Origin of the sequence: Niallia sp. 01092 (assembly GCF_052318935.1) — a bacterium.
Taxonomy (GTDB): Bacteria; Bacillota; Bacilli; order Bacillales; family Cytobacillaceae; genus Niallia.
In genome coordinates this window covers 62,261-84,075 of sequence record NZ_JBQRKO010000002.1, presented here as the reverse complement: position 1 = coordinate 84,075, position 21,815 = coordinate 62,261, and the positions used below count along the sequence as shown (strand labels likewise).

26 protein-coding genes are annotated in these 21,815 nt (G+C 33.6%); 22 read left to right on the top strand and 4 right to left on the bottom strand.

What is annotated here, in order from left to right; translation table 11 throughout:
* Nucleotides 1-4: 4 nt before the first annotated feature.
* From ACTXGU_RS02340 to ACTXGU_RS02300, 9 genes are all read left to right on the top strand, one after another.
* Entirely contained in the window at nt 5-1,117 is a 1,113-nt protein-coding gene (locus ACTXGU_RS02340; RefSeq protein WP_443479886.1) for a cysteine protease StiP family protein, read from the top strand.
* Nucleotides 1,114-1,914, top strand: a complete 801-nt coding sequence (locus ACTXGU_RS02335; RefSeq protein ID WP_443479885.1) for a hypothetical protein — start codon at nt 1,114-1,116, stop codon at nt 1,912-1,914. The genes ACTXGU_RS02340 and ACTXGU_RS02335 overlap by 4 nt, the downstream gene beginning before the upstream one ends.
* Before the next feature lie 580 nt (nt 1,915-2,494).
* Nucleotides 2,495-4,144, top strand: a complete 1,650-nt coding sequence (locus ACTXGU_RS02330) for a YceG family protein (protein ID WP_443479884.1) — start codon at nt 2,495-2,497, stop codon at nt 4,142-4,144.
* A gap of 5 nt (nt 4,145-4,149) precedes the next feature.
* A complete protein-coding gene (locus ACTXGU_RS02325) occupies nt 4,150-5,247 on the top strand; it encodes a toxic anion resistance protein (RefSeq protein ID WP_443480163.1) in 1,098 nt (365 codons plus the stop codon).
* A gap of 134 nt (nt 5,248-5,381) precedes the next feature.
* Nucleotides 5,382-5,990, top strand: a complete 609-nt coding sequence (locus ACTXGU_RS02320; RefSeq protein WP_443479883.1) for a TerD family protein — start codon at nt 5,382-5,384, stop codon at nt 5,988-5,990.
* Nucleotides 5,991-6,031: 41 nt separating this feature from the next.
* Entirely contained in the window at nt 6,032-6,610 is a 579-nt protein-coding gene (locus ACTXGU_RS02315; protein ID WP_443479882.1) for a TerD family protein, read from the top strand.
* A gap of 281 nt (nt 6,611-6,891) precedes the next feature.
* A complete protein-coding gene (locus ACTXGU_RS02310) occupies nt 6,892-7,599 on the top strand; it encodes an anthrax toxin lethal factor-related metalloendopeptidase (protein ID WP_443479881.1) in 708 nt (235 codons plus the stop codon).
* Between the two features lie 39 nt (nt 7,600-7,638).
* On the top strand, nt 7,639-8,433 hold the full coding sequence (locus ACTXGU_RS02305) for a thymidylate synthase (RefSeq protein WP_443479880.1): 795 nt from the start codon (nt 7,639-7,641) through the stop codon (nt 8,431-8,433).
* Nucleotides 8,430-8,924: a dihydrofolate reductase gene (locus ACTXGU_RS02300; protein WP_443479879.1), complete on the top strand. Its 495-nt coding sequence runs from the start codon at nt 8,430-8,432 to the stop codon at nt 8,922-8,924. The genes ACTXGU_RS02305 and ACTXGU_RS02300 overlap by 4 nt, the downstream gene beginning before the upstream one ends.
* A 117-nt stretch (nt 8,925-9,041) precedes the next feature.
* On the opposite strand, the gene trhA is transcribed toward ACTXGU_RS02300, so the two are convergent.
* Entirely contained in the window at nt 9,042-9,665 is a 624-nt protein-coding gene (gene trhA, locus ACTXGU_RS02295) for a PAQR family membrane homeostasis protein TrhA (protein WP_443479878.1), read from the bottom strand.
* 194 nt (nt 9,666-9,859) lie between these two features.
* On the opposite strand from trhA, the gene ilvA reads away from it, so the two are divergent.
* The 4 genes from ilvA (at nt 9,860) to ACTXGU_RS02275 (ending at nt 13,204) form a co-directional block, all read left to right on the top strand.
* A complete protein-coding gene (gene ilvA, locus ACTXGU_RS02290; RefSeq protein ID WP_443480162.1) occupies nt 9,860-11,125 on the top strand; it encodes a threonine ammonia-lyase IlvA in 1,266 nt (421 codons plus the stop codon).
* Nucleotides 11,126-11,296: 171 nt separating this feature from the next.
* Nucleotides 11,297-11,482, top strand: coding sequence for a DUF2639 domain-containing protein (locus ACTXGU_RS02285; protein ID WP_443479877.1), 186 nt, complete (start codon nt 11,297-11,299; stop codon nt 11,480-11,482).
* Nucleotides 11,483-11,786: 304 nt separating this feature from the next.
* Complete coding sequence (locus ACTXGU_RS02280) at nt 11,787-12,620, top strand: SGNH/GDSL hydrolase family protein (protein WP_443479876.1); 834 nt, start codon at nt 11,787-11,789, stop codon at nt 12,618-12,620.
* Nucleotides 12,621-12,622: 2 nt separating this feature from the next.
* Nucleotides 12,623-13,204 (top strand): YpmS family protein, encoded by a 582-nt coding sequence (locus ACTXGU_RS02275; RefSeq protein ID WP_443479875.1) that lies wholly within the window; start codon nt 12,623-12,625, stop codon nt 13,202-13,204.
* A gap of 266 nt (nt 13,205-13,470) precedes the next feature.
* Here the strand turns inward: ACTXGU_RS02275 and ACTXGU_RS02270 are convergent, their stop codons facing one another.
* On the bottom strand, nt 13,471-14,232 hold the full coding sequence (locus ACTXGU_RS02270) for a DUF4397 domain-containing protein (protein WP_443479874.1): 762 nt from the start codon (nt 14,230-14,232) through the stop codon (nt 13,471-13,473).
* Between the two features lie 203 nt (nt 14,233-14,435).
* Here ACTXGU_RS02270 and msrA point away from each other — a divergent pair, with 203 nt between their 5' ends.
* Both msrA and msrB read left to right on the top strand, forming a co-directional pair.
* Nucleotides 14,436-14,930 carry a peptide-methionine (S)-S-oxide reductase MsrA gene (gene msrA, locus ACTXGU_RS02265; protein WP_443480161.1) on the top strand — a complete coding sequence of 165 codons (495 nt, stop codon included), beginning with the start codon at nt 14,436-14,438 and terminating at the stop codon, nt 14,928-14,930.
* Nucleotides 14,917-15,357, top strand: coding sequence for a peptide-methionine (R)-S-oxide reductase MsrB (gene msrB, locus ACTXGU_RS02260; protein ID WP_443479873.1), 441 nt, complete (start codon nt 14,917-14,919; stop codon nt 15,355-15,357). Before msrA ends, msrB begins: the two co-directional genes overlap by 14 nt.
* A gap of 299 nt (nt 15,358-15,656) precedes the next feature.
* Here the strand turns inward: msrB and ACTXGU_RS02255 are convergent, their stop codons facing one another.
* Nucleotides 15,657-16,229 (bottom strand): DUF502 domain-containing protein, encoded by a 573-nt coding sequence (locus ACTXGU_RS02255; RefSeq protein WP_443479872.1) that lies wholly within the window; start codon nt 16,227-16,229, stop codon nt 15,657-15,659.
* Between the two features lie 335 nt (nt 16,230-16,564).
* Between ACTXGU_RS02255 and ACTXGU_RS02250 the strand changes: the two genes are divergently transcribed.
* The 4 genes from ACTXGU_RS02250 to ACTXGU_RS02235 all read left to right on the top strand — a co-directional run bounded on the left by ACTXGU_RS02250 (nt 16,565) and on the right by ACTXGU_RS02235 (nt 19,264).
* Complete coding sequence (locus tag ACTXGU_RS02250; protein WP_443479871.1) at nt 16,565-16,858, top strand: hypothetical protein; 294 nt, start codon at nt 16,565-16,567, stop codon at nt 16,856-16,858.
* Nucleotides 16,858-17,328: a hypothetical protein gene (locus tag ACTXGU_RS02245; protein WP_443479870.1), complete on the top strand. Its 471-nt coding sequence runs from the start codon at nt 16,858-16,860 to the stop codon at nt 17,326-17,328. Before ACTXGU_RS02250 ends, ACTXGU_RS02245 begins: the two co-directional genes overlap by 1 nt.
* 403 nt (nt 17,329-17,731) lie before the next feature.
* Nucleotides 17,732-17,971 carry a YozE family protein gene (locus ACTXGU_RS02240; RefSeq protein WP_443479869.1) on the top strand — a complete coding sequence of 80 codons (240 nt, stop codon included), beginning with the start codon at nt 17,732-17,734 and terminating at the stop codon, nt 17,969-17,971.
* Nucleotides 17,972-18,559: 588 nt separating this feature from the next.
* Nucleotides 18,560-19,264 carry a hypothetical protein gene (locus ACTXGU_RS02235; protein ID WP_443479868.1) on the top strand — a complete coding sequence of 235 codons (705 nt, stop codon included), beginning with the start codon at nt 18,560-18,562 and terminating at the stop codon, nt 19,262-19,264.
* Nucleotides 19,265-19,348: 84 nt separating this feature from the next.
* Here ACTXGU_RS02235 and ACTXGU_RS02230 read toward each other — a convergent pair whose 3' ends face one another.
* A complete protein-coding gene (locus ACTXGU_RS02230) occupies nt 19,349-19,507 on the bottom strand; it encodes a hypothetical protein (protein WP_443479867.1) in 159 nt (52 codons plus the stop codon).
* Between the two features lie 248 nt (nt 19,508-19,755).
* Between ACTXGU_RS02230 and ACTXGU_RS02225 the strand changes: the two genes are divergently transcribed.
* The 3 genes from ACTXGU_RS02225 to ACTXGU_RS02215 all read left to right on the top strand — a co-directional run bounded on the left by ACTXGU_RS02225 (nt 19,756) and on the right by ACTXGU_RS02215 (nt 21,765).
* A complete protein-coding gene (locus ACTXGU_RS02225; RefSeq protein WP_443479866.1) occupies nt 19,756-19,926 on the top strand; it encodes a YozD family protein in 171 nt (56 codons plus the stop codon).
* Nucleotides 19,927-20,227: 301 nt separating this feature from the next.
* The gene (locus ACTXGU_RS02220; RefSeq protein WP_443479865.1) at nt 20,228-20,992 is read left to right on the top strand and encodes a protein kinase domain-containing protein; all 765 of its coding nucleotides are present in this window, start codon (nt 20,228-20,230) and stop codon (nt 20,990-20,992) included.
* Nucleotides 20,993-20,994: 2 nt separating this feature from the next.
* Nucleotides 20,995-21,765, top strand: a complete 771-nt coding sequence (locus ACTXGU_RS02215) for a sporulation protein (RefSeq protein ID WP_443479864.1) — start codon at nt 20,995-20,997, stop codon at nt 21,763-21,765.
* Nucleotides 21,766-21,815: the final 50 nt, after the last annotated feature.

Genomic DNA, 21,815 nt, shown 5'->3' with positions numbered 1-21,815 from the left:
AAAAGTGGAAGTGAAAAATAGCGTAAAGTTTGGTTCTTATAAAAAAGAAGATGTTCAATTCCTATTAAAAGATTTAAGCAATTTACAATTGGAAGGTTCAACGGTAGACAGAGAGAAACGGATTCAAAATGGCCAGCATTACAGCGAAACCTTGCCAATCGAATATAATCCCCCAGAACATTATTTGCAGTTGTTTTCTAATGCATTAAATGAATATAAACAAAAGGTAGCACAATGTACAGCAATTGTTGCCGAACAAATTTATCAAAAAACAGGGAATCAAACTGTGCTTGTATCATTAGCAAGAGCGGGTACTCCGATTGGAATATTAATAAAAAGATACATAAAAATGCAATATGGTGTCAATTTGCCGCACTACAGTATCTCTATTATTAGAGGTAAAGGAATAGACGAAAATGCACTACTTTATATTTTACAAAAACATAAAGACTGCCGTATTCAGTTTATTGATGGATGGACAGGCAAAGGGGCGATTTCGAATGAACTAACAAAGGCCTGCCAACATTTTAATAAAAAATATGGAGTTATGTTGGATGACACATTGGCAGTGCTTGCAGACCCAGGCTATTGTACAAGTTTATTTGGAACTAGAGAGGATTTTCTAATCCCAAGTGCTTGTTTGAATTCAACAGTATCGGGACTTATTAGCAGAACCGTCTTAAATGATGCTTATATTGGCAAAGAAGATTTTCATGGAGCAAAATTTTATCAAGAACTGCTGCCGTTTGATGTTTCTAACGATTATTTAGAAGAAATTACAGCAGAATTTAACGGCTTAAATCAAGAGGAAATTACAGAAGCTACGATTAAAAATAGCGAAGGTCAAGAAATTACTTTTAAAGGCATGGAGGAAGTGTTCACGATAAAAGAAGAATTTCAAATTGATTCTATCCATTACGTGAAACCAGGAGTAGGGGAAACAACAAGGGTGCTGTTGAGAAGAGTACCTTGGAAAATATTAATAAAAGATCCTAATAGTCCATACGTTAGGCATATTGTGATGCTGGCAAAAGAAAAAGGCGTTGAAATCATTCCTTATCAGCATATGAGCTATACCTGCTGTGGATTAATAAAAAAGGTGGGGAAATCTGGATGATGTTTGCATCTGATTTAGACAGAACGATCATTTATTCAACAAGAGCGCTGGAATCAATGAATATCCTTATCAATCATACGCTGGTGGCAGTGGAAACAAAAAATGGGGAAAACGTCGCTTTTATGACAGAACGATCGTTTCAACTTTTAAAAGAGGTAGCAAATCAACTGTTTTTTGTACCGGTAACCACGCGAACTTTTGAACAATATGAAAGAGTATTTATTTTTAAAAAGGAAATAAAAGTATCGTATAGTGTTTCCAGTAACGGAGCAGTCATTTATTATAAAGGAAAAAAAATCGAAGAATGGAAAAAACATGTAGCAAAAAGATTGGAAATGGAATGCTTAAAAAAGGAAATGCTATTGCAGAAGCTAGAAAGGTTCTCGATTAACGGCACGTTAAAAATAGCAGATAATCTCTTTATTTATTATATATTAAAGAGTGAGATCAGTAGAGAAATGAAAGAAATTATTGTAGATCTCGCCAAATCTTTCGGCTGGAAAGTTTCATTGCAAGGAAGGAAGCTCTATTTTATGCCGTTGCCTGTTTGCAAAGGAGAAGCAATGAAATTTATTCAAAACAGAGAAGGAATAAAAACAGTAGCAGGGGCAGGAGATTCTGTATTAGACTTTCCTTTGCTTGAAGGTTGCACGAGACCTTTTATTCCTTCACATGGAGAACTTGCTTACGAAAGAGAATTTGCCAACCATTATTATTTAACGAAGAGTAAGGGAGTGCTTGCTGGTGAAGAAATTATCGAGAAGGTTCACCAGCTAGTTAATCAGAAGGTTTTTTAAACCAAATGTTTAATAGATAATAAAAGGATACAAAAAAAGCATAGACAGTAATAAACAGAAGAAATGCTATAAAAAAAGAATGAAAAAAAACACCAGCAAAAAAACATAGAATTAAATTCATAATAAACAGGTCGATAAAAAGATAAACAGTCGAACTTAAGATCGTTTGAACGAGCTTTATTTCTGATTCTAGCTCATGATAAGAAAATTTACGAAATAACAGTCTCATAGAACAACACCTACTTGCCAAGAGTACTGTATGATATGCAATAGGGCAGATCAATGTGAAACATAAGCGGTTGATAAAAAATGAAACTTTTTTATCACCATATTCGTATGAAAGATAGGAAAATATTTAGCATTATGTTTTTGCTATGATAAGATAAAAGTAGTAATTTTGTGAAATAATAAGACATTATCTGCATCTGCAATAAGTGAATGTTCAAGAATAAGAATAATCAAAGTGGATCGAGCCTAGGGTCGAGAATCTAAATTTTTTTGAACAACCTTTATTAGATTTCTTTTTTAGATATATGGTAAAAAAGAATCTCCTATTTGCTTATAAAGGGAAGTGGAGAAAATGAACGAAAAGGTACATACAATTAATAATCAAATACTTCCTTTGTCACTGGATAACTGGTATGAACTTTTAAATAGACCAATAAAAGATCGGCCTGCTTATAAAGAAGACAATGGAAACCTGACATTTGGGCAAGTAATGGTAAAGCTGCTTGGTATACCTGTTGATGAAGATGAATATTATAATCAAATATTTGAGTGGATTTATCAAGAAGAGAATAGTCTCATTTTATTAACGGATGAAACGTTAAACAGAGTGATGGATAATAAATATTTTCAGGCTATTCAAAAAGTGATGAATATTTTTCAAGATCAAAACTTATCCATTAATCGGTTTATTGCATTTTTAGATGGGGAAAACCTCTTGTTAAAGTCAAGCATTCCATCTGTTCACCGCAAAATTCGAGAAGCAATGAATGCGGTATTTCAGCATTTTGCTAAAGTAGAAGCAAACGGAATGCAAAATAGTGAACTAAGAAGAGTACTTGTCGATATGATAAAATGGTCCATCAATCATTTAGATCCTGCATTAAATAATAGTATGATAAACGGGCAAATGCCGAAATTTATGTGGTACGGACATGCGAAAAAAAGCCAAGCCTACTTTTTAATGTATTTGCAGGAAATAGGATGTGATTTAGTGTTTGTTCATCCGAATGGCACAGATGTGTTGGAACAGTTATCCTTACATGAGAAAACAGCATTTACACATAAATATCCACAAACAAAAGAAGCAGAAAGCTTTCCGACAGAAAAAAGACGACGAACAGCAACCGTAGCATATAGAGCTTCAAGAGAAATAGAAAGCATTTTAAATCATGAAGGCTCTGGGTTGTATAAACCATGGCAGCTGAGAAACTATTTGCCGATGTCGGTAACTTTAAAAACAACGTATGATGAGTTGTTTTTATTAGAAAAAGAAATGGCGATGATTCGTCCAAACTTTGAGGTAAGCAATGGGGAAGTGAAAATTCCGACTATTTTTGCTAAAGTATTTGGTGTAAGCAAAAACCGTAAAGAATATTGGGATCGATTGCACACCATCTCGTCTGCTCCACATGCATTATTAATCAAAGATTTTCCTTTTACTCGTGCGGTAGTCAGTGATTTTCGATTTCATTATCGAAATGCTTTAGGGAAAGATGGAAAATTGGATTGCGACTTAATGATCAATGCCCATTATTGGAATTATGGACGATTGCCAATCGGTTTGCAAAAAGGAATTGCACATGCGATCCGAACTGTTTGTGATAAACCATTTTTACAACCACTTCTGAATGAAACAGAAGAAGAAGCGGCTATCTTTTTATTTTCTCAAGGACTATTACTGCCGCCGGATATTTTAAAATTATTACAGAAATTTGACTATTCTCAAGAAGTTCCGAGTATGATCCTATTTAAGACGGAACAAAATGGTGTTTTTTCAAGGGAGGATGCAGCTGTATTGCTGCTGCTTAATACATTCGGCATTGATATCATACTTTATAATCCAGCTGGCCATATGGATATAGAGAATTATGTAAAAGAAGACCTTTTTGATAAACATTTATTAGAGGATGTTGTTTTTGAAATGGAGTTTAAGGAAAAATCCTTCATTAAAAAAATATTTTATAACGGTATTTTAAATAAAAGAAGGGGAGATTTACGATGAATAGTATGCAACCATCTAATTCGCCATTCGCAGGCAGTCAAGAAACAGATGTATTAACAGAAGATAGAGTATCAGAAATTAAATTAGCCTTAAAAAAGGAACCAGAAGTGCTGCAATTAGCCAGCTCGATTGATGAACGAGATCAAATTCAAATATTAGAGTTTGGCAAAGAGCCTGCTGTCCAAATATCCAGATTTTCAGATCAAATTTTAAATAATATGAAAACCACAAAAGTGGAAGACTCTGGAGAATTATTAAAACAGCTTGGCCGCATCATGGATAAATTTGATAAAAAAGATTTTGAGCAGTCTTCTGGTGGTTTTTTCGGTAAATTATTTAAAAAAAGCGAAAAAATAATGGAAAAGTTATTTGGAAAATATCAATCGATGGGCCAAGAGATTGATAAAGTATATGTGGAAATCTCCAAATATCAAAAAGAAATGGTAGACTCAACTACGATGTTGGATGAAATGTATGAGCAGAATTATCAATATTATTTAACATTGGAAAAATATGCTGTTGCAGGCCAAGTAAAGTCAGACGAACTGAAACAAAATGTGCTGCCCCAGCTTGAGCAAAAAGCAGCATCAGGCGATCAGCTTGCTGGAATGCAATTAGACTCTTTACGAAATGCGATTGAACTTTTAGACCAGCGCGTATATGATCTGGAAATGGCAAAAATGGTATCGCTGCAAACAGCCCCGCAAATACGTCTTTTACAGCGAGGGAATACAAAATTGATTGGAAAAATCAATTCTGCATTTGTGACAACGATTCCTATTTTTAAAAATGGACTAATCCAAGCAGTCGCTGCAAAAAGGCAAAAGCTAGTGGCTGACAGTATGAGCGAATTAGATCGCCGCACGAATGAAATGCTTGTGCGTAATGCCCAAAATATTTCCCAACAAAGTGTAGATATTGCAAGACTTGCAGGAGCTCCAAGCATTAAAATTGAAACGATTGAAGAATCATGGAATATTATTATGAAGGGGATGCAGGAAACGAAGTCCATTGAAGAAGAAAATAAGCGTCTTCGAGCAGAGGGGACAAAAAAACTAGAACAACTGCAAAATAATTTTAAGCAAATGAAATTAAAAGGATAAATAAGAAAAGCGCAGGTGGTTGACTTATCGTAGGGAGGAGACCTGAAGTACGATAGGCGATAGGCGTCGGAGCTAGACAATTATCTAACTTAAGACATATAAATTCTGATAATAAAATATAGGAGTGGTAAATAATGGCGATTAACTTGCAAAAAGGACAACGAGTAGATTTAACAAAAGGAAATCCTGGTTTATCAAAAATAATGGTAGGTCTTGGATGGGATCCCGTTCAACAAAAAGGGGGAGGACTATTAGGTTCCTTATTTGGTGGCGGTTCAACTGCCAATGTAGATTGTGACGCCTCTGTCATTATGTTAGGTGAAAATGATAAAGTACTACATAATAGTGATGTTATTTATTTCGGAAATTTAAAAAGTAAAGATGGCAGTGTTCAACATTCTGGTGATAATTTAACAGGTGCTGGAGATGGAGACGATGAGCAAGTACATGTAGATTTAAGCCGTGTTCCATCTAATATTCATAAGCTTGTATTTGTTGTTAATATTTACGATGCGGTAAAAAGAAGGCAGCATTTCGGCATGATTCAAAATGCCTTTATTCGAATTGTGAATCCAAATTCACAATCCAGCTTAATTCATTACAATTTAACAGATGATTATAGTGGAACAACGAGTTTAATTGTTGGCGAATTATACCGTTACGGACAAGAATGGAAATTTGCAGCAGTTGGGACGGGAACAAGTGCAGGAAGTTTAGGAGAAGTAGTAAAGTCGTATTCATAAATAAGTAATAGAGACATTATCAAACTATTAGGAGGAAGAGTATGAGTATCAACTTATCAAAAGGACAACGTATTGATTTGACGAAAACAAATCCTGGCTTAAAAAGAGCTATTATCGGATTAGGCTGGGATACAAACCGATATGATGGTGGAGCTGATTTTGATTTGGATGCATCTGCTTTTTTAGCCAATGAGAATGGAAAAGTAGTAAATGATGTCGATTTTGTATTCTATAATAATTTGCAGCATCCGAGCGGTGGAGTGGAGCATACTGGCGATAATCGCACCGGTGTAGGAGATGGCGATGACGAACAAATTATCATCGACTTTTCGAAAATTCCTGCACATGTTCACAAAGTTGGCATTGCAGTTACGATTCATGATGCTTCGCTGCGCAGCCAAAATTTTGGACAAGTTAGCAATGCATTCGTTCGGGTTGTAAATGAAGAAACAAACAATGAAATTTTACGATATGATTTAGGAGAAGATTTTTCTGTCGAAACAGCAGTGGTTATTTGTGAATTATATAAACATAATGGCGACTGGAAATTTAATGCAATAGGCAGCGGTTTTTCTGGAGGACTTGCTGCATTATGCCGTAATTACGGATTAGAAGTTTAAAAACTAGTAAAAATAAATAGACAAAGGTAATTCTCTTAGTGAAACAAACAATAAATAAGAAGCGGGTTTTCAACCGATTTTTATCTAAATTGCTTTGTTTCACTTTGGTGGATTGCCTTTTTTGTTGGAAGCTACCATTACATGCTATTCTTTCTCCTATTCTATCTATGTTATAATAGATAGAATATCAAATAAATAGATTCATATATTTGCTTCTCTTCTCTGTTTGAAGCGTAAACAACAGACAACACGATGAAAAAATAGAGAAAGAGGGAGACAGGATGAAGAAACGAAAAATTTTTTTACCGTTTTTAATGATTAGCTTTGTGTCTATCCTAATGGGAAATTCCCAATTGCAGCTAGATGGGATATTATTAAAAAATTATCCGTTTTTATCACCATTAAAAAAAGAGTTATCATCGGACGCGCAAAAAAATTTGGAAAACATGATTCTTTTGCCAGCATCAACTTTTGATGAACAAGAAGCAGCAGCGATTATAAACAGACTAAACAAGCTGCCTGCTACATTGATAAAAAAAATAATAGATAAAGGCATTAAAGTGAAATTATATACTGGAAAACTAACGGATAATCCAACTGCAAAAAACCTTGCTGGAGTAATTCCACGAGGTTACCAGTCAAAAAAGACTTGGGATAACGTGCCCGGCATTGGGGGAGGACAGATTGTTCTTGTTAAAATCGGTGCAAGCGAAAAGGGAAATGGACATGGTTCGGTAAATTTAGAGTATCATGAACTAGCACACTCTATTGACTCTAAAGTACTCAATCATTATAGTAAAAAAAGAGCTTATTTAAATATATGGAATAAAGAAAAGTGGGTGTTATTTCCAAATAGGCCTTATTTCCACTTATATGCAGAGGAATATTTTGCTGAAACATTTGCGATGTTTTATACAGGCGGTTTGGAAAAAGAACGTTTAAAAACCGTTGCCCCACTTACGTATGAGTTTATTAAGTCATTAAAATGATATTATAATAAATATTGACCAAAAAAGGATGTTATTACTGTGAAACAATATTTGCAATTATGTGAGCATATTTTGGAAAAAGGAGTAAAAAAAGAGGATCGTACTGGAACAGGTACAATCAGTTCATTTGGCTATCAAATGCGTTTTAATTTAGCTGAGGGTTTTCCTCTTATTACAACAAAAAAGCTTCATTTACGTTCGATTATTTATGAATTATTATGGTTTTTAAATGGAGATACTAATATTAAATACTTACAAGATCATAATGTGCGCATTTGGAATGAATGGGCGGATGAAAACGGTAATTTGGGCCCTGTTTATGGACATCAATGGCGTTCATGGACTTCTAGAGACGGCGATGTAATTGATCAAATATCTGACTTGATTTCTACGCTAAAAACAAACCCTGATTCAAGACGTTTAATTGTAAGTGCATGGAATGTTGGAGATCTTCCAAAAATGGCATTGCCGCCATGCCATTGCTTGTTTCAATTTTATGTTGCAGACGGCAAACTTTCTTGTCAGCTATATCAGCGTTCTGCAGATGTGTTTTTAGGTGTGCCTTTTAATATAGCTTCTTATAGCTTGTTAACATATATGATTGCGCAAGTATGCGATTTGGAAGTTGGAGAATTTATTCATTCTTTCGGAGATGTACATATTTATACCAATCATCTTGACCAAATAAAATTGCAGCTTACGAGAGATCCAAAACCGCTGCCGCAATTAAAAATAAATAAGCAGGTTAAAGATATATTCTCTTTTAGCTATGAAGATTTTCAAATTGTTAACTACGAAGCGCACCCTCATATTAAAGGAGTGGTAAGTGTATGATTTCCTTAATCGTGGCAATGGATCAAAATAATGTAATCGGATATAAAAATGAACTTCCATGGCATCTTCCTGAGGATCTAAAATATTTTAAAAAAGTAACAACAGGTCATCCAATTGTAATGGGGCGGAAAACAAGGGATTCGATCGGCAGGAATTTGCCTAATAGGGAAAATGTCATTTTAACAAAAAATGAGCAGTTTAAATGTGAGGATTGCACGATCTTACATTCAATGGAAGAGTTAAAAGCATGGAGTGAAACAAAAAACGAGGAAGAAATTTTTATTATCGGCGGTGCGGAAATATTTAAAGAAACATTAAATATTGCAGATAGATTATATATAACAAAAATTGATGAGGCGTACCAAGGAGATACTTATTTTCCAGACCTCGATTGGAGTAATTGGAAAATCATTTCGGAGGAAAAAGGCATAAAAGATGAAAAAAATAATGTAGATTACACCTTTTTTATTTACGAACGAAAAGGTAATTAATTGCTCATCTAAAAAAACAACGAAATTGCCATCTGCAATTTCGTTGTTTTTTATAAGATAAGAAAGCATAAAATTTATAAAGTTAAAAATTGTCTAGCTCCGGCGCCTGCGCTTTTTTTATACATAAAATAAAATACAAAAATACATAAGACTGCTGCCACATAAAACAAATACATGCCATACAGCATGAAAATAAGGGATTTTTTGCAATACGTAAAAAACACTGCCAACGGTATACAATATGCCGCCAAGAAATAGTAGCACAAATCCGGATGTGCCAATTGAATGGTATAACGGCACTATTCCGATTACCATCAGCCATCCCATAATCACATAAAGAACGGTTGACATGATAAGAAATCTTTTCACAAAATAGCATTTAAATACAATGCCGCAAACTGCTAGTCCCCAAACAATTCCAAATAAAGTCCAGCCTAAAGCCCCTTTAATAGAAACTAACACAAATGGCGTATAGGTTCCGGCTATTAATAAATAAATAGCAGAATGATCTAATATTTCGAAAAAATCTTTTAGTTTTTTGTGCGTGATGCTATGTAAAAGGGTGGAGCATAAATAGAGAATAATCATTGTGGATCCAAAAATGGTAAAGCTGACTACTCTCCATGGATCGCCTGTTTTCACAGCAAACAGAATTAACATAACAAGGGCTGGAATGCTTAATAAAAAACCGATGCCGTGTGTGATGCTATTCACAATTTCCTCTTTTATAGAAAAATTCACTTTATCACTCCTCGTATTTTTATTGTAATGTAAAAAATAACTAAAAACAAATATAACCCAATCATAAAATTTTACGCATCCAAAAGTGTAGCAAGATTTTAAAATATCTAAAAAATTAATCTTAAAGGATGGAAAACATGTGGGAACATGTTATAATGTACAAATTAAGATGGGTAGAAATGAGGTTTGAGGATATGGAACAGAATGTAATGAAAAAATGGGTGCAGTTGGAGGATATTATGATTGCATACCAGGGAATTAAAGATATAGTAGCCCATACTCCTTTACAAAAAAATGAAAGGCTCTCTGAAAAATATGATTGTAATATCTATTTAAAAAGAGAAGACTTGCAGCATGTGCGCTCTTTTAAATTAAGAGGTGCATTTTATTCGATGAAGATGCAGAAAAAGGAACAAATAAAAAATGGGGTTGTCTGTGCAAGTGCAGGAAATCATGCACAAGGAGTTGCATATGCCTGTCGTTATTTAGGTGTTCATGGGAAAATTTTTATGCCTGCAACTACTCCAAAGCAAAAGGTCAGCCAAGTAAAAATGTTTGGAAGAGATCTTGTCGAAATTATTTTAGTAGGAGATACATTTGATGATTCTTATGTAGAAGCTGTTTCCTGTGCAGAAAAGGAAGAGAGAGCGTTTATCCATCCTTTTAATGACGAAAATGTTATTGCTGGTCAAGGAACTGTTGCGATTGAAATTATGAATGACTGCGAGGAGCAGATAGATTACGTATTCGCCAGCATTGGCGGTGGTGGATTAATGGCAGGTTTAAGCACTTATATTAAAAGTGTTTCGCCGTTAACAAAAATGATCGGTGTAGAGCCTGCAGGTGCACCTTCCATGAAACAATCCATTCTTAGCAAAGAACTTGTTTCATTGGATGAAATTGATAAATTCGTTGATGGTGCTGCTGTAAAATGTGTTGGCGCAAAGAATTTTGAAATCTGTCAGGAACTTTTAGATGATATTGTACTAGTACCAGAAGGAAAGGTTTGTACATCTATTCTTTCTTTATATAATGAACATGCCATAGTAGCAGAGCCTGCAGGTGCATTGCCTGTCGCAGCACTTGATTTTTATAAAGAGCAAATTAAAGGAAAAAATGTAGTGATTGTCATCAGCGGTGGAAACAATGATATCGACAGAATGCAGGAAATTAAAGAAAGATCCTTATTATATGAAGGATTATTATATTATTTTCTCGTGAAATTCCCTCAAAGAGCTGGTGCTCTAAGAGAGTTCCTTGATGAGGTATTGGGTCCAGACGATGATATTACAAGATTTGAATATACGAAAAAAAATAATAGAGGTAGTGGTCCGGCGTTAGTTGGATTAGAATTAAAGTATCCAGAGGATTACAAAGGGTTAATTGAAAGAATGGATAAAAAAGGATTTGCTTATACGGAAATTAATAAAGATTCAAATTTATTCCATTTGCTAGTGTGAATAAAAACCTTCGTTCTTCTATTTTTTTGGAAGAGTGAAGGTTTTTTGTTTGTACGCGATGGAATAAAATACACTTATTTGTCATATTTTCTTTCTTCCTTCATATAGTGAATTAAAGAAAAAATTTCTAAGTTCGGATTCTATAAAAGATTAGTAGAAGGGGGAAAGGATATGGCTTATTATGGGACAAAAGGTTGGTTTATCAGCCAGTTAAAGGCGTTAGGTCTAAACAGACATCCTATTGAACATAAAAAGCTAGAACTGTATAAAACATATGTGTTACGAAATCTTTATTATGAAAAAAAAGGAGAAAAGTTAATAAAACAAACTCCTTCTAGAAATGAGTCAGACATATAAGCGTCTGGCTTTTTTATTATTGGAAAAAGGAGACTGTGTTACATATTTCCCTATCTTTACGGAGTTGTGAGGAGAAGTTCATTCTAGTATTTATTTAGGAAATGAGCAAAAAAAGAATCGTTTAATTTGGTAAAACCTATCATGTATAGATGTGTAAAAATGGATAAATGATAAATGTAAACAAAATGCTTTCACTTAAATCTATGTTATAATAGAAAACAATGTTCCTTTAAGTTCTTTACAAATTTGCAAATTTTTTGTAAGGTGATTTTGAATACTACGGATAAAAAGGTAGGGGTTAATAATGAAGAAATCAAGTCTCTTTCTTATTATTTGCCTGTCTCTTCTTTTGGCAACATCTTGTTCGAAAGATGCGGTGCTTCAATATAATGGTGTGAAAGAAACGATGGTTGTGAATAAAGAAAATATTCCCGAAACTTTTTTTCCTCAAGATGTTAAAATTGTTTCAGCTGGAGATTCTTTAACACAAGGGGTCGGAGATAGTACAGGGAAAGGCGGATATATTCCTTACTTAACAAGATTATTAGAACAGGATAGGGGAATAGGCGAAGTAACCATTGAAAATTATGGGGTGAAAGGCAATAAAACAGATCAGTTATTAAAAAAAATAAAAACAAAGGAAGTAAATCAATCCATTGCAGCTGCAGATATGGTCATTTTAACAATCGGTGGAAATGATATGATGAAAGTAATACGTGACCATTTGTCTGATTTACAGCTGGACGATTTTTCACAACAAAAAAAACTTTATGAGAGCAATCTACACGAAGTACTTAAAACAATTAGAACTTACAACCCTAATGCACTAATTGTATTAGTTGGTGTATATAATCCTTTTACAAAATGGTTTTCTAATATAGATGAATTGAATCAAGTAGTTGCAGAATGGAATACAACCGGGGAAAATATTTTAACCTTATTTGATCAAACATATTTTGTCCGCATCGACGATATTTTTTCGAATGATAAAGAAAATCTGCTTTTTAAAGATTATTTTCATCCTAACGACAAAGGATATCAACTTATTGCGGATAAAATATATAAGAAATTAAAAGAGCAAGCAATAAGTGTGATCTTAACGAAAAGGACTACAGAGGAAGAAGGCAGAGGAGAATAAAATTGAAAAAAAATAGTTGGAAAATCGCATTTTTAATATTATTAACTATCAACTTGATTATTGTAATCGGATTATCCATTTTGATTTTTTTACCAAGTGATAAAACAAATCATTCTGGCATAACTGAGGACCAAACAAAGGCTGCTACTTTAGATGTAACAACAAATAAAAGCGATTTAACTAAACTTATTAACCATTACATTAAAAAAGAAGGATTGAATGGGCGAATCCATTATGAGATAAATTTAACAGACGAAGTAGAGCTATATGGAAGTCTACCTGTTTTTAATGAAGATATTAATATGAACCTTACTTTTGAACCAGAAGCATTGGAAAACGGAGATTTAGTGTTGCGGCAAAAATCAATCAGCATTGGTCAACTGCCACTGCCGGTTTCATATGTGATGAAATTTATTCAACAACAATATAAATTGCCGGAGTGGGTGGAAATTAATCCAGAAAAAGAAACAATTTATGTTTATTTAACAAAAATGAAAACAGAAAGTGGATTAAAGGTAAAAATGAAACAATTTAATCTTCCAAACGACCAAATACAGTTTAGTATTATACATCCAACTGAATAGTTTTGTATGTTTCTAATTTAAATGACGCTGTCCCAGAAGAAAATACTTCAGGGATAGCGTCATTTTTTTAGGCTGTTAAACCCGCAGCCTGCATACACTTCGTCCGTTTAGCGAGCGTCGAGCCTCCTCGTCGCATACACTCTGCTTAAGTCTCGTCTTTCTCGCATTCCCACAGGAGTCTACGTGTATTGAGTCTGCTGAGTACTTCTTCTCCCATTTTTTTACGTAAAAACAACTAACTTTGAGAAAACAGCCTTTTTTTATCATCATGTAGTGGAAACAAGCAGTGTTTCGACATTGCTTGTTTCTGAATCGCTTTCTAAAATGATGGCAGAATAGGATTTGTTTTCTTGTAAAACAAGGGGTGAAAAAGTAGTGATCAATTCATTTGTACTTGAAGCTCTTGCTTCCAAATAGACGGTCATGGGGTGCAAACCTAAATAAGGAGATGCTGTTTTTGCTTCTACCTTTGGAAATATAACATCTCCATTTTGCACTGCAATATGAATGGTCGACAAAGTTGGTGCAAGATGAATAAATCGAAGTTTTGTTTCTGTTACGGGGACATGTGGATGCTCTTCAAATGAATAGATTTTTAATTTTTCTTTCGAACCAACAAAAGCCATAGTATGATATATGTTGCTTTCTACAATAATTTTTTGACTGCAATAAGTGTCCACCATTTTGCCTGCTTCATAAATATCAATTTGGTACCTGCCAGTTGGAAGCGTTAAATCATTGCTCATCTTTTTAAATGTCATTTCTTTAAACATACGCATTCCATTAATATAAATATCCACTTTTGGTGTTTCTATAGATCCATGCAGTATTCTTATTTTTCCATATTCTTTTTGTCTTTGAACATAAGGAATAGGAGAATGCGTTGTTTCCAATACTTTTTTAACACTTTGTAAATGTTTTTGGTAATAAAAAATATGCAATTCTGGATTTGTGTATTTATAATAATCGGCTAACAAATCATACATTCCCGCATCATATAATGGGTTCATTTCACCGTTATGAGTCATTTTATTCACTCCTCGCATACTCATGATGCATTAGTTTATGCTGTATAAAGTAAGCAAGTGCCTATCTTAGTTTAAAACCTAATTTTTGCATTTTTTTTCGTTTTTGTATAAGCTATTTTCAAGTGTTCATTCACGTTTTACTGGAGGTGTAGAAATTGAAGGAATATGATGTGGCAACATTTGCTGGAGGTTGTTTTTGGTGTATGGTAAAACCTTTTGATCAACAGCCTGGTATTATAAAAGTGGTGTCCGGTTATACAGGTGGTAGAAAAGAAAATCCAACATACAAAGAAGTTTGTTCGGAAACAACTGGTCATTATGAAGCCGTTCAAATTACATTTGATTCAACGATTTTCTCTTATGAAAAGCTATTGCAAGTATATTGGCAGCAAATTGATCCTACTGATTCCGGCGGTCAATTTTTTGATAGAGGCCAATCATATCAAACAGCAATTTTTTACCATAATCAAGAACAAAAGAAACTGGCAGAAGCATCTAAACAACAATTGGCGGAGAGCGGGCGATTTGACAAGCCGATTGCAACAAAAATTTTACCTGCGAATGTATTTTATCGTGCGGAAGAATATCACCAAGATTATTATAAAAAAAATCCTCTTCATTATAACGCCTACCATGTAGGTTCAGGGCGAGCAAGTTTTACGAAGAAGAACTGGAGTGATGTAAATGACAAACAATAAAAATTTAAAAGAAAAATTAACATCTATCCAATATGAAGTGACGCAAAATAATGGGACAGAACCACCTTTTCATAATGAGTATTGGGATGAATTTTCAGAAGGGATTTATGTAGATATTGTGTCTGGAAAAGCATTATTTTGTTCTTTGGATAAATACGATGCTGGCTGTGGCTGGCCAAGTTTTACAAAACCAATCGAGGAAGAAGAAGTAATAGAAAAAACAGATACAAGCCATTTTATGATTCGTACAGAAGTAAGAAGCAAAGAAGCAGATTCCCACTTAGGTCATGTGTTTACAGATGGTCCAGGTGAAAAAGGACTTCGTTATTGCATTAATTCGGCAGCGTTAAAATTTATTCCTAAAGAAGAAATGGAAGATAAGGGATACGGAAAATACTTGTCATTATTTAAAAAGGCTGTTTTCTAAAAGTTTGTTGTTATTGAATAAAATAATAAACATTGCTGAAGCACTGAGCAGCCTGAATACACGTAGACTCCTGCGGGAAAAGCGAGAAAGATGAGACCCCACAGGAGCATAGCGACGAGGAGGCTCGGCACTCGTCCGCGGAAAGCGAAGTGTATTCAGGCTGCGGGTTAAATAACAACAATCTATACGAAAAGAGCGTTTAATAAATAAAGCTTTACTGGATTCATATCTATAAAAAGCTTATGTTTGGTGCAAAAACATATACCAAACATAAGCTTTTTTGAATTGCATAAAAATCCTTACTTTGAAGTTAAACCGCCTGATAAAACAAACTTCATCGCATCTTCTGGTTTTATATCAATAAACTCAATATTTTCTTTCGGAATAAGATAAGTAAATCCTGCTACTTGAAAAGTTTGCGGTACGTATACGGCAATATAATTTTTAAATGGCTCATAAAAGTCTTCCAAATTTTCTGCTGTAACAAAGCCGATAGATTTCATTTCCGTGCCGGGGAAAGTGACAACCGCAACTTTAGAAAAGGATTTCTTTTCTCCTAAAAAAGAATGAATCGTATCTTTAATAACCGTATAAATCGTTTTAATGAACGGGATTTTTTCTAATAATAAATCGATCCATTCAATCAGATGAGAAATAATAAATTTAGTAGACAGCCATCCTAAAATGGTAATTAAGACGAGTGTTAGCAGAATACCAATGCCCGGGATATACTCATCTTTGAGATAACTTCTTAGGAAACTTCCTAATAAATTATCGAGAAACAAAAAGCTTCGATAAATCACATATATCACTAAAATTATAGGGACAATCGTGATAATACCGTTGATAAAGTTTTTAATTATTGCTTTCATATTTAACTCCTATAAATGTTTTTCAAATGTTGTGTTCCTTGCTATTCTCCAAAGTAGAGGGTTTTTCAATTGTCCAAAAATCATTGCCTATCTTTTAACGATATACACATCCATCATTCCACCGTTTTTATTTTTTATACTACATTGGTAAGTTTAAATGCATAATCAAGGGAGACAATTTTTTTATATTCTTATCCTATCGTAAAAAAAAGAATATGAGAAGAAAAAAATAGAGTGAGAATAAATTTATTAATAGATTTTAAAAGGTCGAGGTTTCCTTTTATTATTTTAACCGAGAAGACCCCCACCTCAAGGAATGTTAAGGACGAAGTCAAGTGAACGGTAAACCTATTTCGTGGTCCATCGAAGATCACGGTAATTATTACATCATTAAGTGCCTAATCGATGTAGAAGAAGAGACATTTGTTAACTTCTCTACTTCTGATGGTGTCATTGGAGTTGATTGTAATGTTAATCACTTTGCGTGGACAAATATATCAAAGGATGGAAACTTTTTAGAAAGTGGTAAATTGGAGTTTTCATTACATCGGAAAACAACTGGTAAATCAATTAAAACTATTGAAGCAGAAGCTATTGCCTTAGTAGATATTGCTATAAACCAATTGTAATGGAAGACATTGATACCACGCTATCTAAAACGGGGAGTGTATACGGAAATAAGAACACCAACCGTTTAAAAAGTGTATTCGCTTATCGTAAAATGGCGAAAGCGATTGAAAGTCGTGCGGAAAAGATGGGTGAGGCAGTTTTAAAAGTGAATCCAGCTTATACATCCATTACAGGAAAACTCAAGTATATGCGTAAATTTGGTATTTCTATTCATCAAGCAGCCAGTTATACCATTGGCCGAAAAGGTTTAGGGTATAAAGAAAAAGCACCACAGGTACTTCGTCATCATATCGTCCGTCATCAACAACCTTATTGGAAGCAGTGGTCTGCCTTAAATAAGAAATTAAATGTTCGAACAACAATGCTCTATCAATTATTTAATGTAAATAAACCATTTAATGGTATTGAATTTACACACCAACGATTAACTGAAATAGAAACAAAACAATTAAAGAAAGTTTTCGCTTAAATAAATAACTTGAACCTCTTGTACCAAATACTTACTCACGATACCGGAGCAGATATAAAAGCATATATGCGTGCATATATGTCGTGTCTAGGTTTTGGGTGCATTACAGGAGTGTCAAACGATTCCATACAAATGAAAGTCGATGTACCAGCTACAAGCATTTGCTTACATGGAAAGAACTGTATGCCAGGTTGTCCCGAAAGAGACTCTTCTAACATCTTGTATGGCTAACTTATCTCGTTGAGCGGATAAGGTTCCTTTGGCTTTTTGGATTTAGGAATCCTCCACTTCAAGCTTGCTAAGTGGGGGGAGTTCAATTTAACTATTGACTATTCTACTGGACGAACTTTGTTATCTTCGGTATAGTATGGTTTATATTATTTTAGATAAAGGATGAAAGGTTATGTCTAAATCTTTTTACCATTTTTTAATGAAGTTTCGTCATCCTTCACCAAAAGATGATATAAGTGAGTTTGCAAATAATGCATACGTTGATCATGGTTTTCCAAAGAATAGTTCGGATTATGAGGAAATAAGCAGCTACTTAGAATTAAATGGCCATTATTTAATGAGTATGCAAATATTTGATCGTGCTTGGGAAACTTATTTGTTTCAAGAAGAAAAAAATATATACTTCGATTAAGTTAATGGGATTTTCTGGTTAACTCTGCATGAAAAATGAAAAAAAGCCTTGCTTGTAATAAAAGCAGGCTTTTTTTCATTTATTACACTTACAAATGTAGTCGTTATATTGTATGAAATACCCTCATATAATAAAGAAAACTTTCCAAATCAAATTCCTTTCCTTCGATTATAAATTTTAATAAATGAGATCCTTCAAATATTTTGATAATCAATTAATTAATGGATAAGCTCAAAAAAATTAAGGCTGTTTTCTAAAAGTTTGTTGTTTTTGAATAAAATAATAAACATGGCTGCGGGGTAAATAACAATAATCTATACGAAAAGAGAGAAATTAAAAAATGGTATATATGCAGCGATGGAACGATTAGCGAAAGTTGTTTCCTTGCATATAATGATAAAAATGAAATCTAATTTTAGGGTGAATAAACAAAGGATGAAAAACAGATGGAACTTATTGAGAGGAGTTATATCCTTACATTTTCCCCCACCTTAATTGTTCAACATCTTTAAGCAAGAGTGTGGGGGTTTTATCGGCCGCAAGTACGGTTTAAAACTCACAATCTAGTTTAGAGAGGACTATTAAGCGATGGTAAATCGAAAAAAACCAAAATTTAAAATAGGCGACACTGTTGTTATTATTTTATATGGAACGGTAGGAAAAATCACGGATGTTAAATGGTTGGATGATATGCATGTATATGAAGTAAATAAAAGCGAGGGTTTATATTTAGAGTCCAGTTTGCAAATGTTATCAGAATATGATGGAGAATTAATGGAATCGGAGAAAATAGATATAGAATATAGCTTTTTTATTGGCGACTTAGTAAAAGTAAAAGGATATGGAAGCAATTTATTTAAAATAATGGGATTTCGTACAGAAATATGGCGTTATAAATCAGACGCTTGGGAAGATATTATTTATGAATTATCAAGAGTTAGTGACGGAGAATGGCTAGAAGCAGGGGAAGAGGAACTAACCTTAGTTGCAGATGCAGAAAATGCCGATACCTTTATTCAAAAACTTGGTCTACTGTATATTATGGATAAAAAGAAACGCCCAGTTGATCTGCAAAAAACAAACAGCTCTTTTCGTGCAGCGGAAAAAGAGCTGCTTGAACGAACAAAAGAAAAAAAAGCATTAATTGATGGACTATTAGACATATATAATGATTATCGAATTTTATTTCATTTATTTCATGATCGAGAGTATGAGCAGGTGATGAAATTAACGTTAAGAAAGTTAAAGCTTATCAGCAGTTTGGATGAAAAAAATATATATAAACATGATTAAAATATGTGTTCAAAATGGTAACAAATTAGAAGCAAGCCAACGAAGAGATGCACAGCTTTAGTTTGGTGCCTTTTTGAACATCCTCTAAAACGGAAAAAACAAAGCAATAAAGAATGGTAAACTAACGATGCCAATAAAAGCAAATAGGATATTTAGCCATAACTGAAATAATCTTAGCATTTGACTATTATCTTTATTTACATCTTCTTTTATTACGGCAACTATATGCTGGAAATAGTTCATCGAATAGATCCCCCTAAAAAGTATATATAAAACCATATGAATAAGAGGTACAAAACATGTCTATTTTAAGGGAAGAAAGTATAAGTTTTTTAAACTTAGATGAGTGTCTAGTTTTTCTTCGAGGCTGAACAAGGCGCTTCCGCTTTTCTTTTTCCTTGAAAAAAACTTTGATTTATCAGATAATTTGTACAAAAGTATCATCTTTTTTTTATATGTCACATATATTCTTTACAAAGGGGGCGATAAGCTTGAAAGAAATCGACGTAATAATAGATACAGAGGAAATAGCAGAGTTTTTCTTTCGTGAGCTATTAAAAAGGGGATTCGTTCCTACCGAGGGTGAAATGGAAGAATTAGCTGACATTACTTTTGAATATTTATTAGAAAAATGTATTATTGATGAGGAAAGTGAAGAATAGTAAGGACTTTTTATATAGTTGAAATAAAAACATGAAAGATGACGAGAATTATTCTCGTCATCTTTCATGTTGATGAAACTTTTTTTAAAGCCATACGTAAAAAGAAATAGAAAGGGGAATTACGATGATAAAAAAAATTTTAAGACAAATTTTTGGGAAAAGCAGTCATTACAGATATTCTTCTTCTAGCAGCGATCGATGGAGAAACTCACATAAAAATAAGTATTACCAGAATAGAGGCCATCACTATTATAAGGGAAAAAGAAGAAAACATTCTTCATCAAGTTTCTTTAGTAGTTAAGTGAAACTTAGTAAACTTTTTAAGTATATAGAAAAACCATTTAAAGTCAACACGATCTTAAATAATCGATACAAAGTACAATTCTTCTTAGCAAGGGGAGGGTATGGCTATACGTATATTGTTTATGATTTTTTGAAAAAAGAGGATGTTGTCTTAAAAACGCTCAGATTTCATAAAAGATTACGAAAAAAAGAACAACAAAGATTTCAGCAAGAACAGGAAATCTTGCAAAAAATAGAGCATAAAAGCTTTCCATCATTTTACGACAGCGGGTTTATCGATGGGAAAATACCTTATTTTACAATGGAATTCAAAAAAGGAAAGACACTTGAAAAATACTTATTTGATGACCAAAATAAATGGAATGAAAAGCAAACCTTTCTTTTTGGCCTGGAACTGCTTGAATTGGTTGATTATTTACACAGCAATGAAATAGCACACCGAGATTTACATATTCCAAACATAATAATGGTAAATAATCGTCCTAACATCATTGACTTTGGATTGGCTGCTATATGTAAAAATAACGATGATTCTATGTTCCAATATGATTTTACTGGCATTGGCCATATATTATTATTTTTATTTTATTCCACTTATGAGCCGGAAAATAATAAAAAAGAAACGAGCTGGCAAGAGGAACTGCCAATATCAGATGAAGCGAAACATATCATCAAAAAACTTTTAACAATCGAAGAACCTTTTAAAAATAGTCATCAATTAAAAAAAGCTTTTATACAACAAATAAATTTAGAGGAGGAATAGGAATGTCATTTTTTCAAAAAGCATTAGCAAGTGTCGGAATTGGGGCAGCAAAAGTAGATACGGTATTGCATCAACAAGTATTATCTCCTGGAAGTATGGTAAACGGAGAAATTATCATCAAGGGAGGGAACGTACAACAAAACATTGATAAGATTTATTTGCGAGTTAATGCAACCTTTGAAAGAGAAGCGGATGATAAAAAATATACGGATACAGCAGTTGTTGACTCCTTTTTAGCAGCGAAACAGCTGACAATTGGCGTAAATGAACAGAAAAATATTCCTTTTTCATTTGTATTATCACCGTATACCCCTCTTACAATGGGAAAAACAAAGGTTTGGATTTCAACTGGATTAGATATAAAAAATGCCATCGATCCTACTGACAATGATTATTTGGAAGTAAAAGCAAATCATTTGCTATCGAGTCTACTAAATACAGTTTCCGAGTTAGGATTTCAATTAAGAGAAGTAGGATGCAAAGCAGCTTCCTTTCATGAAAGAAAGCAATTACCTTTTTTACAGGAACTAGAATACAAGCCGGTTACAAGTCCTTTTTACGGCAGACTGGACGAAATAGAACTATTGCTTTTATCCATTCAGGAAAATAGGCTGGAAATCCTTGTTCAAATTGATAAAAAGGCAAGAGGTTTAGGAGGGTTATTTGCGGAAGCTTTTGATATGGATGAACGGTTTGTGAGAGTAACGATTACAGACGAAGAAATACCAGTTTTGAAACAAAAGTTATATGCCATCATGGATCAACATGCTTAAAGAATTTAATTGGAGACGTGTGAGAAGCTTACAAGTCTCTTTTTCACTGA

Excerpts from the sequence above, each read along its gene's own strand:
- ACTXGU_RS02270 (WP_443479874.1), bottom strand. The coding sequence starts at position 14,232 with ATGACTCATAACGGTGAAATGAACCCATTATATGATGCGGGAATGTAT.
- ACTXGU_RS02325 (WP_443480163.1), top strand. The coding sequence starts at position 4,150 with ATGCAACCATCTAATTCGCCATTCGCAGGCAGTCAAGAAACAGATGTA.
- ACTXGU_RS02315 (WP_443479882.1), top strand. The coding sequence starts at position 6,032 with ATGAGTATCAACTTATCAAAAGGACAACGTATTGATTTGACGAAAACA.
- msrB (WP_443479873.1), top strand. The coding sequence starts at position 14,917 with ATGACAAACAATAAAAATTTAAAAGAAAAATTAACATCTATCCAATAT.
- ACTXGU_RS02320 (WP_443479883.1), top strand. The coding sequence starts at position 5,382 with ATGGCGATTAACTTGCAAAAAGGACAACGAGTAGATTTAACAAAAGGA.
- ACTXGU_RS02245 (WP_443479870.1), top strand. The coding sequence starts at position 16,858 with ATGGAAGACATTGATACCACGCTATCTAAAACGGGGAGTGTATACGGA.
- ACTXGU_RS02280 (WP_443479876.1), top strand. The coding sequence starts at position 11,787 with ATGAAGAAATCAAGTCTCTTTCTTATTATTTGCCTGTCTCTTCTTTTG.
- msrA (WP_443480161.1), top strand. The coding sequence starts at position 14,436 with ATGGTAAAACCTTTTGATCAACAGCCTGGTATTATAAAAGTGGTGTCC.
- ACTXGU_RS02330 (WP_443479884.1), top strand. The coding sequence starts at position 2,495 with ATGAACGAAAAGGTACATACAATTAATAATCAAATACTTCCTTTGTCA.
- ACTXGU_RS02230 (WP_443479867.1), bottom strand. The coding sequence starts at position 19,507 with ATGAACTATTTCCAGCATATAGTTGCCGTAATAAAAGAAGATGTAAAT.
- ilvA (WP_443480162.1), top strand. The coding sequence starts at position 9,860 with ATGGAACAGAATGTAATGAAAAAATGGGTGCAGTTGGAGGATATTATG.
- ACTXGU_RS02255 (WP_443479872.1), bottom strand. The coding sequence starts at position 16,229 with ATGAAAGCAATAATTAAAAACTTTATCAACGGTATTATCACGATTGTC.
- ACTXGU_RS02310 (WP_443479881.1), top strand. The coding sequence starts at position 6,892 with ATGAAGAAACGAAAAATTTTTTTACCGTTTTTAATGATTAGCTTTGTG.
- ACTXGU_RS02285 (WP_443479877.1), top strand. The coding sequence starts at position 11,297 with ATGGCTTATTATGGGACAAAAGGTTGGTTTATCAGCCAGTTAAAGGCG.
- ACTXGU_RS02240 (WP_443479869.1), top strand. The coding sequence starts at position 17,732 with ATGTCTAAATCTTTTTACCATTTTTTAATGAAGTTTCGTCATCCTTCA.
- ACTXGU_RS02335 (WP_443479885.1), top strand. The coding sequence starts at position 1,114 with ATGATGTTTGCATCTGATTTAGACAGAACGATCATTTATTCAACAAGA.
- ACTXGU_RS02235 (WP_443479868.1), top strand. The coding sequence starts at position 18,560 with ATGGTAAATCGAAAAAAACCAAAATTTAAAATAGGCGACACTGTTGTT.
- ACTXGU_RS02300 (WP_443479879.1), top strand. The coding sequence starts at position 8,430 with ATGATTTCCTTAATCGTGGCAATGGATCAAAATAATGTAATCGGATAT.
- ACTXGU_RS02215 (WP_443479864.1), top strand. The coding sequence starts at position 20,995 with ATGTCATTTTTTCAAAAAGCATTAGCAAGTGTCGGAATTGGGGCAGCA.